Annotated in this window: 12 protein-coding genes; 4 read left to right on the top strand and 8 right to left on the bottom strand. The window is 70.1% G+C overall.

From position 1 onward, the window contains the following. From ADL03_RS35475 to ADL03_RS35460, 4 genes are all read right to left on the bottom strand, one after another. The coding region (locus tag ADL03_RS35475; RefSeq protein ID WP_157529582.1) for a HAMP domain-containing protein at positions 1-1,029 on the bottom strand (1,029 nt) is incomplete at its 3' end. A gap of 10 nt (positions 1,030-1,039) precedes the next feature. Beyond that, a complete protein-coding gene (gene mtrA / locus ADL03_RS35470) occupies positions 1,040-1,717 on the bottom strand; it encodes an MtrAB system response regulator MtrA (protein ID WP_053737978.1) in 678 nt (225 codons plus the stop codon). Positions 1,718-1,902: 185 nt separating this feature from the next. Beyond that, complete coding sequence (locus tag ADL03_RS35465) at positions 1,903-2,733, bottom strand: SAM-dependent methyltransferase (RefSeq protein WP_197288928.1); 831 nt, start codon at positions 2,731-2,733, stop codon at positions 1,903-1,905. Positions 2,734-2,808: 75 nt separating this feature from the next. Continuing rightward, positions 2,809-3,453 carry a dTMP kinase gene (locus ADL03_RS35460; protein ID WP_053737977.1) on the bottom strand — a complete coding sequence of 215 codons (645 nt, stop codon included), beginning with the start codon at positions 3,451-3,453 and terminating at the stop codon, positions 2,809-2,811. A gap of 141 nt (positions 3,454-3,594) precedes the next feature. Between ADL03_RS35460 and ADL03_RS35455 the strand changes: the two genes are divergently transcribed. Next, on the top strand, positions 3,595-4,563 hold the full coding sequence (locus tag ADL03_RS35455; protein WP_063798820.1) for a hypothetical protein: 969 nt from the start codon (positions 3,595-3,597) through the stop codon (positions 4,561-4,563). Positions 4,564-4,728: 165 nt separating this feature from the next. Here the strand turns inward: ADL03_RS35455 and ADL03_RS35450 are convergent, their stop codons facing one another. Continuing rightward, positions 4,729-6,798 (bottom strand): TerD family protein, encoded by a 2,070-nt coding sequence (locus tag ADL03_RS35450; protein WP_053737976.1) that lies wholly within the window; start codon positions 6,796-6,798, stop codon positions 4,729-4,731. A gap of 88 nt (positions 6,799-6,886) precedes the next feature. Here ADL03_RS35450 and ADL03_RS35445 point away from each other — a divergent pair, with 88 nt between their 5' ends. Together ADL03_RS35445 and ADL03_RS35440 are read left to right on the top strand one after the other, a co-directional pair. Continuing rightward, positions 6,887-7,741 (top strand): helix-turn-helix transcriptional regulator, encoded by an 855-nt coding sequence (locus ADL03_RS35445; RefSeq protein WP_053737975.1) that lies wholly within the window; start codon positions 6,887-6,889, stop codon positions 7,739-7,741. A 147-nt stretch (positions 7,742-7,888) separates the two neighbouring features. Then, entirely contained in the window at positions 7,889-8,341 is a 453-nt protein-coding gene (locus tag ADL03_RS35440) for an Imm1 family immunity protein (RefSeq protein WP_197288927.1), read from the top strand. Between the two features lie 82 nt (positions 8,342-8,423). On the opposite strand, the gene ADL03_RS35435 is transcribed toward ADL03_RS35440, so the two are convergent. The 3 genes from ADL03_RS35435 to ahcY form a co-directional block, all read right to left on the bottom strand. Next, a complete protein-coding gene (locus ADL03_RS35435) occupies positions 8,424-8,843 on the bottom strand; it encodes an Imm1 family immunity protein (RefSeq protein ID WP_082373744.1) in 420 nt (139 codons plus the stop codon). A gap of 81 nt (positions 8,844-8,924) precedes the next feature. Then, positions 8,925-9,368, bottom strand: coding sequence for a hypothetical protein (locus ADL03_RS35430; RefSeq protein WP_053737973.1), 444 nt, complete (start codon positions 9,366-9,368; stop codon positions 8,925-8,927). A gap of 49 nt (positions 9,369-9,417) precedes the next feature. Then, positions 9,418-10,881 (bottom strand): adenosylhomocysteinase, encoded by a 1,464-nt coding sequence (ahcY, locus tag ADL03_RS35425; RefSeq protein ID WP_053737972.1) that lies wholly within the window; start codon positions 10,879-10,881, stop codon positions 9,418-9,420. A gap of 100 nt (positions 10,882-10,981) precedes the next feature. Here ahcY and ADL03_RS35420 point away from each other — a divergent pair, with 100 nt between their 5' ends. Next, the gene (locus ADL03_RS35420) at positions 10,982-13,387 is read left to right on the top strand and encodes a hypothetical protein (RefSeq protein WP_063798819.1); all 2,406 of its coding nucleotides are present in this window, start codon (positions 10,982-10,984) and stop codon (positions 13,385-13,387) included.

Genomic DNA, 13,387 nt, shown 5'->3' with positions numbered 1-13,387 from the left:
GTCGAGCTCGTCGACCAGCAGCTCGGTGGACCGCGCGAGACCGGCGGGGAACTGTTCGCGGGAGGCGTGCAGGACATCTGCTGCCATGCGCACGGTCGTCAGCGGTGTGCGGAGCTCGTGGGACACGTCCGAGGTGAACCGGCGCTGCAGCTGGCCGAACTCCTCCAGCTGCTTGAACTGCGCCTGGATCGACTCGGCCATCTCGTTGAACGACTCGGCCAGCCGCGCCACGTCGTCCTCGCCGACGACGTGCATGCGTTCGTGCAACGTGCCGTCGGCGAACCGTTCCGCGACCTCGGCCGCCTGCCGCACCGGCCGCACGACCTGCCGCGTGACCAGGTTCGCGATCAGCGCGAGCAGCGCCAGCAGCACGATGCCGCCGACCACCAGCGTCGACTGCACGACCTCGGCGGTGCTCTGCTCCGCGGCCAGCGGGAAGATCAGGTAGAGCTGCATCGACCGCGCCGTCGTGCTCATCGGCAGGCCGACGACGTACAGCGTGGTCGGCTGCCCGCCACGCTGCACGGTGTGGATCTGGGTGCCCTCGCCGCCGTTCTCGACCATCTCGCGCAGGCCGCGCGGCACGTCGTCCAACGGCCCGACGGACGGCACGCGGGCGCTGTTGGACGCGAGCCCGTCGGCGAGGACGGGCTCGAACGCACCGGCGCCCGCGGTCGAGGCGTCCGTGCCGGCACTGCCCACGGCCAGCTTGTTGATCGCGCTGGTGAACCGCGTCTGCACGCTGTCCGGACCGGGGTTGAGGCCCACCAGGTCGGACTGGATCAGCAGCTGCGACGCCTTGGCCTGGCGCACCGCCGCCTCTTCCTTCGTGGCGAGCAGCTGGTTGGTGATCTGCATCTGCAGCACCATGCCCAGCACGAACACCACGGCGGACGACAGCGCGAGCGTGGACACCACGACGCGCAGCTGCAGCGAACGCCGCCACAGGTCACCGAACGCGGTCCACCGCTTCCGCGCCTCCTCGACGAGGAACTGCGCCTTGGCGGCGACCGGCCGAACGAACTTCATGCGTCACCTGTCACGGAGGGCCGGCCTTGTACCCGACACCACGAACAGTCAACACCACCTCGGGGTGCTCCGGGTCGCGTTCCACCTTGGACCGCAGCCGCTGCACGTGGACGTTCACCAGCCGCGTGTCGGCGGCGTGGCGGTAGCCCCACACCTGCTCCAGCAGCACCTCGCGGGTGAACACCTGGCGCGGCTTGCGGGCCAGCGCGACCAGCAGGTCGAACTCCAGCGGCGTGAGCTGGATCGGCTTGCCCTCGCGCAGCACCTCGTGGCCGGGGACGTCGATCGTGAGGTCGCCGATCTGCAGCACCTCGGACGGCTCGGCCTCCGTGCGGCGCAGGCGCGCCCGGATGCGGGCCACCAGCTCCTTGGGCTTGAACGGCTTGACCACGTAGTCGTCCGCGCCGGACTCGAGGCCCAGCACCACGTCGACCGTGTCGCTCTTCGCGGTGAGCATCACGATCGGCACGCCCGACTCGGACCTGATCGCCTTGCAGACGTCGATGCCGTTCATGCCCGGCAACATCAGGTCGAGCAGCACGAGGTCGGGCTTGAGCTCGCGCAGCGCGGGCAGGGCACGAGCACCGTCGGCGACCACCGCGGTGTCGAAACCCTCCCCGCGCAACACGATCGTCAGCATCTCCGCCAGGGCGGGGTCGTCATCGACGACGAGCACGCGTGCCTTCATGCTTAACATCGTTGCACTGCCGGTCGCGCGTTCGCGCACCACCCACGTTCCGTTGCCGCTGGTGGCGGTGTGCGCTCGTTCGGTAACCGGCCGGAACCCTCGTTCCACGTGCCCCACCTCGCCCGATTTGGCCTGATCGTCGCGTGCATATCCGTGCGACGGTCACCTTTCGTTACCTCGTGGTGTCAGGCCGTGCGGACGGCCGAGGCCAGCCAGATGCGCGCGTCACCCACCTCTCGCGGGTCGGTGATCGCCGGCACCGGGCGTTCGTGGCGGGCGGCGAGGTCGACCTGGTGGGTCACGGTCGCGTGCCAGCCGTGCCCGCTCAGCCACGCCACCGGGTCCTCCACGTCGGAGCACCAGCCGGCGTCCATCGTGTCGAACCGCTGCTGCACGGCCTTCATCTGCGGCAGCTCGCGGAACGCGCGGTTGACGTGTTCGAGCGCCAGCGTGCTGCCGCGGGCGGACAGCGCGCTCACCCAGTGCATGATCCGCTCACCGGCGACCGGCGGCAGGAACATGAAGAGGCCCTCCAGCAACCACGCCGTGGGCCTCTTCGGGTCGAACCCCGCGTGGATCAGCGAGGTCGCCCAGTCGTCGCGCAGGTCGCACGGGACGACAACTCTCTCGCAGGTGGGTTCGGCACCCAGGTCGCGCAGCGCGTCGTCCTTGAACTCCAGCAGGCCGGGTAAGTCGAGCTCGTAGACGGTCGTCCCCGGCGGCCAGTCGATCCGGAACGCTCTTGTGTCCAGACCGGCGGCCATGAGCACGACCTGGGGCTGGGCCGCGACCAGCAGCTGGTCGTCGAAGTAGCGGGTGCGCAGGACGAAGTGGTCACCGGCGAGGGTGCGCACGCCGTTGAGGTCGTTCGCGGAGCCGGCGGCAGCCACGAGCCCCTCGGCCAGCGGGTCGTCGAACAGGCGGTGGAGCCGGCGTTGCTCGTTGGCGCGGGCGGCAGCGATCAGGACCGCCGTACGGGCGACCCCGACCGGGGGGCGCTGCAGGACACGCTTCAAATTGTGCACTCCTATTCACTCACAGTTACGTACCGTCACACGATCGTGTCAACGGGTACGCACGTGAGCGACCACTCAAGGAGTGAAGAGCCGTTCCAAAAGCGAACTAAAGTTCACGTTTGACCGACCGTCCACCAATTGCCACGGCGCGAGCCACCCGACGTTCGCCAATCCGTCGTAAACGGCCGCGCACCTGGCCTGCAGACCGCCATCGGACTCGTAGATGTCTCGCGCGCGAGACACGTCGTCCTGCTCGCGCCGGGCCGCGCGTTCGGCGGCCACCTCGACCGGCACGCGGAGCAGCAGGTGCAGGTCCGGAACGGGCAACCCGAACCGCTCGATCTCCAGCTCGCGGACCCACCGCACGAACTCGCCGTGCTCGTCCTGGTGCAGCCGCGCGGCGCTGTAGGCGGCACTGGAGGCGACATAACGATCGAGCAGCACCACGTCGTGCTCCGCGAGGTCTCTGCGGATCTCGTCAGCCGCCCCGCGCCGGTCCAGCGCGTAGAGCACGGCCATGCCGTAGACGGAGTCGCTGAGGTCGCCGATGTTGCCGTAGAGGGCGTCACGGACGAGGTCCGCGTGCACGCTCAGCCCGTAGCGCGGGAAGGCGTGGCTGGTCACGGTCCTGCCCTCGGCTTCGAGAGCGGCGATGAGACCGTTCGCCAAGGTGCGCTTGCCGGCCCCGTCGAGGCCTTCGATCACTACGAGCTTTCCCACGCACGAACCCTACGGGACCGGTTCCGGCCACTCACACGGCCGCAGGGCATCCCCCACACGGGCGAAATCCGATCTTTCGATCACCAGAACGAGTGACTACGGTGAACAGTCACACGGCGCGTGTGAAGGGTAGGTGCCGCGGTGGCCGCGGAATCCGGGCACGCCGAATCGGTCGACGAACCGATCGGTACCCCGACCGGGGGTCTGCCGACCCCGCTCGCCGAGACGCTGCGCTACGGGCCTTTCCACCGCGCACTGCGCGAGGCGATCGCCCACCGGGGCCTCTCGCTCGCACGGCTGCGCGCCCACCTCGAACAACTCGGTGTCCAGGTCGGCCAGTCGACGCTCTCGTACTGGCAGCGCGGCCTGCGCCACCCCGAGGTCCCGCGCGCCATCGGCACCGTGCGCGCGTTGGAGTCCGTCCTGCGGCTGCCCCCGTCGTCGCTGCTGGACCTCATCGGCCCGCGCACCGCCAACACCTACCTGCCACGCCCGGTGCCGACCTGGCCGGACTCGGCGCCGTTGCTCGCCTCGTTCGGCTCGGTGCCCGAGGCCGCACGCAGCAACGCCGAGCTCGAAGTGCTGTCCGTGCACGACACCGTGCAGATCGGCATGCACCGCGAACAACGCTCCATCACCACACGGCTGGTCGTGCGCGCGTTGCGCCAGGGCCCGGACCGCTACCTGGCCGTCCACCAGGGCGACGACGGCGCCATGATCGACAACGCCCTCGTGCGCGCCGGCGAGGGCTGCCGGCAGGGGCGGCTGCGGCGGGAAAGCGCTTCCCGGAACCTGGCCGTGGAGCTGCTCTTCGACCGCAGGCTCGCGGCCGGTGAGGAGCACGTCTTCAGCTTCACCATCGTCGACGACACCGGCGGCCCGACCCCCGGCACGCACCGCACGTTCCGCGACACGTGCGGCTCGTACCTGGTGCAGCTGTCGTTCCACCGGCGCGCGATGCCCGCCCGGTGCATGAAGCAGTTCCGTGCCTCGCCGGAGGCCACGCCGGTCGACGTCGAGGAGCTCGTGTGCGGGCTCGGCGGCGTGGTGAGCGCCTACTTCAGCGAGGTCGGGCCGGGGATCGCGGGCATCGCGGTCGAGTGGAGTTAGAAACCCGGGGTCTGGGGTGGCCCCAGAAGACACGCCGGGCGATGTGGTCCGCGCGGTCCGCGGACACACCTCCCCGGAGCTGGGCGCGAGGAAAGCGAGAGGGCTAGTTCCAGGAGTGTGAGAAGGAAGCCCTCTCATGGCCTCGCGGGCTTCACGCTAGCGCGTTCAGCCCATCGGTTCCAGCAGTTTGTCCAGCTGGTCGACGTTCGTCAGGTCGACGTGCAGCCGCAGACCGTCCACCGCGGTCTTCCGGCGCATCAGCCCCGCGAGCCGCCCGACCGTGAAGTACCTGCGGCTCAACACACCGCGCGCGAGCTGCCGGGAGATGTCGCGGTTGTCCTCCACCCGGTTCGCCCACGGCGTTCCGCGCAGGTACAGGTGCAGCCACGTGGCGACCCACGCGTCGTCGGTGCGCTCGAAGACGACGGGCACCGCCACGTTGCCGTAGCCGCGCATCGCACTGCGGGCGCGGACCGTGCTGGGCTCGAACGGCCTGCCGCGCTGGTCCAGCTCCCGTGACATGAACCCGAACATCGACTCGGCGACCTCGGTGAACCCCTCGCCGCCGAAGATGTTCACCTGCGGCACCACGAACTTCGCCTTCACCGCCCGCCGCGGCACGTCGATGAACTCGGTCGCCCCGTCGCGCGCGCTCGTGAGGTCGCCCGAGTAGTACGCGCCGCCCTGCTCGTAGTTGGTCCACGACACCTGACCGGCGTGGTCGAAGTTGCCGTTGAGCAGCACCGCGGACAGGTCGTAGTCGGTGGACCGCGCCTTTTCCCTCCAATACACGAAGAACCGCAGCAGATCGCCCTCCAGCCGCACCTTCGACCCGCGCGGCAGCACGCCGAAGCCGTCCTCGGAGGCGTTGCCGGACAACGGGAGCACGACGTCGCGCACCTCGTCGGCCACGGTCAGCTCCGCCACCTCCGGCAGCCGGCGGACCAGCTCGTCCTCCAGGACCGCGGTCAGCTCCCGCACGACGTCGCAGGCCAGCGGCATCCGGGTGTCGTACGTGATCCACGCCCTGCGGTGCCGGGTGGCGAACACCCGTGCGGCCTCGGGCTCCTCGCGGTTCTCCAGGTGCTGCAACAACGAGCACAGCACGCGGCCGGACACCGCGGGGACGGCTTCCCGCACGGCGTCGACGACAAGGGGAACGTCCTTTTCGGACGCGTTGCGCAGCAGCCGGTCCACCTGGCGGAGCAACATGCCCGGCGCCTGCTTCAGGATCTCGGTGGCACGCGCGATGTCGCCGTCCGAGAACGCGAGCTCGGCCCGGCCCGCGAACGACCGCACGACCTTGTTCCCGCGAGCGACCGCGAACACGTCCTGCGCGTGCGGCAGGTTCCGGTACTCGTGCGGGTGCACCCGCTCCCCGAGCCGCTTCCACGCCTCCCGGCGCTGCCGCACGTCGCCGAGCTTGCCGGGGTTCTCCGCCACGACCTCGTCCAGCGCGGCCATGACGAGCCGCCGCTCCGGCCGGCAGAACGACCGGAACCGCGTCGGCTCCACCAGCGTGACATCGCCGCCGGACGCCCGGCACGCCAGCCGCAGCACGTCGGTGACGGTGTCCACGCGCACCGCGAGCCCGCGGACCAGCCGCGCGGCGTTGATGACGGCCCGGTTCTCCCGCACCGGGATGACCACCGGCCACTCGTTCGTCTGCTGCGCCAGCTCGCCGAGCAGCTCCAGGTCGGCGGGGTTGAGCGGGGTGGAGCTGGTGGCGAGCTCCAGGTAGAGGCGCCGCGTCTCCTCCGCCTCCGTCCCGCCGAGGTGCAGGACGGTGACGCGGTCCTTGACGGACGGGATCAGCGCGTCGTGCGCCTGGAGGAGTTCTTCGTAGGTGTGCCGGCGGGTGCCGTACTCCGGCAACGCGAGCAGGTTGAGCACGCCGTTCGCGGCGATCTCGTCGGCGGGCACGTTCTTGAGGAGCGCGTCGCGCAGGCAGTGCGCCCAGAACTCGACGGTGTCCGGCACGCCGTGCGGGAAGTCCTTGAAGTAGGGGTTGTGCCGCACGTCGTCCCCGACGAGCCTGCGGACGGCGTCCACGATCGTCCGGGTGTACGCGGCCGGGTTCCGCAGACCCGCCACGTGCTCGACGAGCTCCTTCGACGCCTTGAACCCCACCTGCACCAGCGCCGCGTCCAACCGCCTGGCCTCCGCCCGGCCGTCACCGACGGCCCCGGTCGAGGTGGGCACGCGCAGGGTCCGGCCGATGAGGGTCGTGAGCACCCGCTCAGTCAACCTCGCACGTCAACCGAGTAAGTGCACCCGTTCGGGGCCGGTGATGTTCTTCGCACAACGCCTAACGTCGAGTCCCATGAACGGCGATCCGTCCACTCCGTACAGCCGTGACCTGGGCGATGAGTTGCGGCAGGTCCGCGAGCGCTACACCACGTTCCACGCGCGCAGGATCGCGCGGATGCTCGGGTGGGACCCGGCCAAGGTCTCCAACATCGAGCACGGGAAGGTGCGCGCGAGCGAGATCGACCTCGTCCAGTACCTAGGGAGGTGTGGGCGGTCGCTGGAGTTCATCGAGGGGTTTCTGGACCGGTATCGCCGCGCCTTCGACCCGTACTTCGTGCAGGCGCCCGGCAAGTTGCGGACCCTGTCGATGGCCGAGACGACTGCGCAGGGCATCACCTGCTACACCCTGGCGACCATGCCGGGCCTGGTGCAGTCGGAGGAGTACACGCAGGCTTTGTACGAAGCCCGAGGTGTGCTGCCGCCGGACCAGATCGAGGTGGCGGTTCGCTTCCGCTCGGAGCGGACGACGCTCCTCCAGCGCCACGACCGGCCGCAATGCACTTTCTTCATCCACGAGAACGCTCTGCGGCTCCAGGTCGGCAGCGCCGAGGTGATGGAAGACCAGCTGATGAGGCTGCTCTTCAACACGCACGTCATCCGGATCGTGACGGCGGCGAGTGGTCCGGCGGGTGTCTTCATGGGCGCCTACACGCTGTGGGACTACGAGAAGCGCAGCGCGGTCGCCTACGCGGAGTCCGACATCGCCCAGGTGTTCGTGCAGGACCAGGCTGGTGTCAAGGGGTGCAAGGCGATCTTCGAGCGGCTGGATGCGGTTGCTCTCAACGAGACCCAGTCACGAGCGATGGTCGCCGATCTCGCCAGTCGGGCCCGGCAGCACTTCGGCGGGCGGAACCTGCACCGGGCGTGAGCGGCCCGAAATTGTCGGTGCTGTCTGGGAGAATTGAATCAAGGGGTCCCCTTGGTGGGGGTACCCCTGCGAGAGCCTGACGCGCCGAGGCCTGGCGGGCGTTCGTGGCCGTCTGAGCATGTGGCGAACCGCGAGTCCGGAGGCGTTGTGCAGGTCGTGGAGGGACTCGCCGAGATCTGGTACGACCAGAAACCGGACAGCGACTACGGCCTGGGCGAGCCGGCGATCATCGTGCAGACGCACGAGGAGTTGTCCGCGTTGATCGATCGGGTGAGCACACGATCCGCGACCCAGCCGTACCCGTCGCTGGTGGAGGTGTCCATCGCGGAGGACCCCTACGGATTCCCCACGGTGAACGCCGGCATCGGTGCGGAAAAGGGATATGTCCGCATCAGCGGGATGGACGAGCTGCGCGCGACTCAGGGCACGCCTGATGCGACTGGAGTGCGGGTGTACGACTTCCAGGGGCACGAGACGTTGATCCCTGCGAGCTACGAGGTCCCGCTGGACACCGTCCGCGCCGTGCTGGCCGCTTACCTCGACCACGGCGGGCTGATTCCTGCGGACTTCCCGCACCTGCGCGAAGTCACCGAGGCCTGAGATGCGGCCGGCGCTCGCCGGACCGCAGGTCATCGGAGTTCACCGTCGAGGCGTGGCGGGCGTTCGTCAGCGGCGGCGAGCGCTAGTCGCCAGCCGCCTGCCACGTCACGCACTCGGGCCGCTTGCCCTCGTTCGCCAGCAGCTCCCGCAGGGCCTGCCGCACGACGTCGAGTGGTACCTCCGAGTCGGCGGGGTACTCGTGCGCGGTGCCGTAGTACGTGAATCGCACACCATCGGGATTGATCTTCTCGCCTTTGCTGAACCATTCGCCGTCGTCGCCGGCGTAGCGGACGGCACCGAGCGCGGTGGCCTCGTCCACACCGATCACGAGTTCGTGCGACGGGTCCTCGGCGGCGGCCTCGTCCACGGCGTAGATGGTCGCTGACCGGTAGTCCGGCCCGGCGCCCAGCAGTTCGGCCAGGAAGCTGTCGATGTCATCGTCACCGCGCAGGAGCCGTACGCCGGCGCCGTGCTTGTACGAAGCCTCCAAGACACAGCTCATCCCTGGGCTTCCTTCCCCCGGTAGGTCCGCTGCGCGGCAGCGCGTCGATGCCCGCGCACATCTACGCGAACGTGTCGAGCGTCAGCTGAGCTCGTACGGCACCGGCAACCCCAGCGCCGCCAGGAACCGCGCCGTCTTGACCTCGACGAACACCTCGCCGTCGTCGATCGCGTCCACGTCCTCCACCTCGTCCCACGAGAAGTCGTCCGGGTCCTCGTCCTCCGCGAGGTACCCGCGGATCTCCTCGGCCGGAACCGAGGCCCACGCCGCCAGCCCGGCGGCCTCCCGCACAGGATCGGTGGGATCGGACGCGCCGGGGTTCTCGAAGTACGTGCGCGGCGTCAGGCCCAGGTAGGCGACGCCGGTGCCGGGGCCGGGTGGCGCGTAGACGACCGAGGTGATGTCGCTGTCGTGGATGTCGATCCACAGCCACGGTTCGGTCAGCGGCGGCAGTTCGCCCTCGGACAGGGTCGTCCAGGAGCCGTTCTCGTAGGCATAGGTGCCGAAGAATCCCACGTCGGACATGAAACAGGGGCCTCCCGCGGCGTGCGCGAGAGGCCCCTGTCAGGACCGGTCAGTAGCGGTAGTGGTCCGCCTTGTACGGGCCCTCGACGTCGACGTCGATGTACTCGGCCTGCTCCTTGGTGAGCTTGGTCAGCTCGCCGCCGAGCGCCTCCAGGTGGATGCGCGCGACCTTCTCGTCGAGCACCTTCGGGAGGCGGTAGACCTCGTTGTCGTACTCCTTGAACTTGGTGAACAGCTCGATCTGCGCGATCACCTGGTTGGAGAACGAGTTCGACATGACGAACGAGGGGTGGCCGGTGGCGTTGCCCAGGTTCATCAGGCGGCCCTCGGACAGCACGATGATCGTGCGGCCCGACGGGAAGATCCACTCGTCGACCTGGGGCTTGATGTTGTTCTTGCGGATGCCGGGGTAGCGGGCGAGGCCGGCCATGTCCAGCTCGTTGTCGAAGTGGCCGACGTTGCCCAGGATCGCCTGGTGCTTCATCTGGGCCATGTGCTCGACGGTGACGACGTCCTTGTTGCCGGTCGTCGTGATGATGATGTCGGCGATCGGCAGGACCGACTCCAGGCGCGCGACCTGGTAGCCGTCCATCGCGGCCTGCAGGGCGCAGATCGGGTCGATCTCGGTGACGATGACGCGGGCGCCCTGGCCGCGCAGGGACTCGGCGGAGCCCTTGCCGACGTCGCCGTAGCCGCAGACGACCGCGACCTTGCCGCCGATCAGGACGTCGGTGCCGCGGTTGATGCCGTCGATCAGCGAGTGGCGGATGCCGTAGCGGTTGTCGAACTTCGACTTGGTGACGGCGTCGTTGACGTTGATCGCGGGGAACAGCAGCTCACCGGCGGCGGCCAGCTGGTACAGGCGCATGACGCCCGTCGTGGTCTCCTCGGTGACGCCGCGGATGCCCTCGGCGATGTTCGTCCACTTCTTGCCGTCCTTCTCCAGCGACGCGCGGAGCGTGTCGAGGACGATCGTCCACTCCTCGGAGTCGTCCTCCGTGGCCGCGGGGACGACACCGGCGGCCTCGTACTGCACACCCTTGTGGACCAGCAGCGTCGCGTCGCCGCCGTCGTCCAGGATCATGTTCGGGCCCTTGCCGTCGGGCCAGGTCAGCATCTGCTCGCACGTCCACCAGTACTCCGGCAGCGTCTCGCCCTTCCAGGCGAAGCAGGCGACGCCCTTGGGCTCCTCCTCGGTGCCGTGGGGGCCAACGACGACGGCCGCGGCCGCGTGGTCCTGGGTGGAGAAGATGTTGCAGGAGGCCCAGCGCACCTCGGCGCCCAGGTCGACCAGCGTCTCGATGAGCACGGCCGTCTGGATGGTCATGTGCAGCGAGCCGGAGATGCGGGCGCCCTTCAGGGGGTGCACACCGGAGTACTCGCGGCGGAACGCCATGAGGCCGGGCATCTCGTGCTCGGCGAGACGGATCTCCTTGCGACCGAACTCGTGGAGTGACAGGTCGGCCACAGCGAAGTCGATGCCGTTGCGGGTCTGCAAGCGGTCCGCAGTCATTTGCGAAGTCCTCCAAGGCACTTCAGAGAGGGTGTCGTGCGACCATACCGCTCCCACAATGCACCACTATGACCCCCACGTTGGGTGAGGGAGGTCTCGGGTGTTCATCACGGGCCCGGACACACGGGTCGTCGAACTGCGGGTGCACGGCGTGCAGGGGACGACGCCGCAGACGCTGGTCGACGCCGTCGCTGCCGTGGACGTTGCGGGAGACGGGCTAGGGCGGATCGTGCGTCCGGCCGACCGGCTCCGCAGACCGGCGCCGGGGCCCGTGCTCCAGACGGAGTCGCGGTCGGTGCCCCGCGTGGTCGAGGGCTACCTGTGGGGTGGCATGACGTCCGGTGGTGTGGCCAAGGCCACGTGGGCGCTGCTCTTCCCGTTCAGCATCGCGAACGTCGCGCACTGGATGTTGCCGCCCGTGCCGGAGCGCAACCTGCCCGCGCACCTGCTGGGGCTGGGGCTGCGGTCGCTGCTGCGGGTGTTCGCGCTGCTCCTCACGGCACTGCTGATCGCCCAGGTCTCGGTGGTGAGCCTCGACCTGCTCGCCGGCCAGTGCCTGCGGCCCGGTGCCGACTGCCTGACCGGCGTCCCGGCCGAGGTGCGGGCCTTTCCCTGGTTCCGGACGTCCCTGGGGCTGCTCCCGGTCGTCGTGCTGGTGTCGGTGATGCGCCGGATCTCGCACGTCGAGTGGCGCATCGAACGCCGGGAGATCGCCGAGGCCCAGCAGGAGGAGCGCCAGCCGTCCTCCGGTCTGCCCGGTGCGCACGTGGCGACCGACCCGGACACGCCCGCGTTGCGCTCGCTGCACGTGGTGATGGGGCTGGCGACGGCCGCGCTGATCGCGCTGGGCGGCCCGTTGAAGCAGCTCACGGCCACCGGGCCGATGGAGGTGGCGATCACGGTCGCGTGGGTCGCGGCGATGGTGTTCATCGGGCTCTGCATGCTCGGCACGCTGCTGATCGACGACCCGACGGGCGGTGCTCCCCACCGCGGCGGGCGGTGGTTGCGGGCGGCGTTGTCGCGCGGGCCGCGCCGGGTGTTCCTGGTGCTGACCGCGGTGCTCGTGCTGGTCACGCTCGGGCTTCAGGAGCAGCTGCCGGACCGCGTGCTCGGCGCGGACGTGACCGTGCAGGTGATCGCGCTGCTGATGGCGTTCGTGCTGGTGCTGTTCGGGCTGCTGCTGGTGCCGGCCGCGGTGCTGGCGCGCGGGACGTGGAAGGGGCTGCCGCGCGAGCTGCGGCCGTGGGCCGGCGGCTGGTTCGCCGCGCCGGTCCTCGCGGTCGCGGGGCTGCTCGGCGGCGGGTTCGGTGCCGGGATCGCGTTGCCGGTGCGCAAGGCGCTCGGTGACCACCTGGACCTGCCGGCCGGGTACGGCTACATCACGCTGCTGTGGGGCGTGGCGGGCGCGCTGGGGCTGCTGAGCACGTTCGCGGTGGCGTCGTTCACGGGCTTGGTGCGCTGGCGGGCGTTCCGCAGAGGCAAGCTGTGGGCGCGCGAGGCGTCATTGCTGCACTCCGGCCGGATGCGCGACCTCCGTGCCGCGACGCGGGCGTGGTGGTGGGCGCGCTGGGAGCGCAACCACAGCCACCACCTGATGCTGATCATCGCGTCCGTGCTGTTCATCGGTGCCGTGATCGCCACGGTGCTGCGGGTGCGCGACGTCCCGCTGGCGGCGTGGACCCGGCCGTTCTCGGCGTTCGGCGTCGGCGTGCTCGGCCTGCTGGCCGTGTCGTTGCTGCGGGCGGTCTACCTGGCGGCGCGGCAGCCGGAGTCGGGGCGGCGGCTCGGGATCATCGCGGACATCGCGCAGTTCTGGCCGCGCGAGGCGCACCCGATCGTGCCACCCTGCTACGCGCTGAAGGTCGTGCCGGAGCTGGTGTCACGGGTCGAGGACCACCTGCGCGACCCCGGCACCCGCGTGGTCCTCTGTGGACATTCGCAGGGCTCGCTGCTCGTCGCCGTCGCGGCCGCGCGGCTGCTGGAGTCGTTGCCGCCGCAGGACCGCGAACGCATCGGGCTCGTCACCGCCGGTTCCCAGCTGCAGTGGGCCTACCCGCGGGCGTTCCCGGCGGTGGTGCCGCACGCGTCGCTGGCCCGGCTGGCCGGTGGGCTGGACGGGCGCTGGCGGGCGTTGTGCCGCGGCACGGACCCGCTGGGCGGCGCGGTGATGACGTGGCGGCGGCAGGTATTCAACGGCATGCTGCTCGGCGTCGGCTACCGCGAGGACGGCTCGGAGGGCGCACTGGCACCGGCGTTGCGCGGGCCCACCGGTGCGCTCGTGCTCGGCGGCGACCACTGGCTGCCGGACCCGCAGCGGGGACCTTTCCCCGGCCGGCGCTGGCGGTCGGGGGTGTCGGCGCACTCCGACTACACCTCGGACCCGGAGTGGGACCGGGCGGTGGCGATCGCGGCGGGGCTGATGCGGGTGGACACGCCGGAGACGCCGCCGCTGCCGTTCGCGCGCAGGCCGAATATCGGCTCGCGTGACGTGCTGGGCGGCTCCTAA

The organism is Nocardia sp. NRRL S-836, from assembly GCF_001279525.1.
Taxonomy (GTDB): Bacteria; Actinomycetota; Actinomycetes; order Mycobacteriales; family Pseudonocardiaceae; genus Lentzea.
The sequence above is the reverse complement of the archived record's forward strand: the minus strand, read 5'-3'. Positions and strand labels throughout refer to the sequence as shown.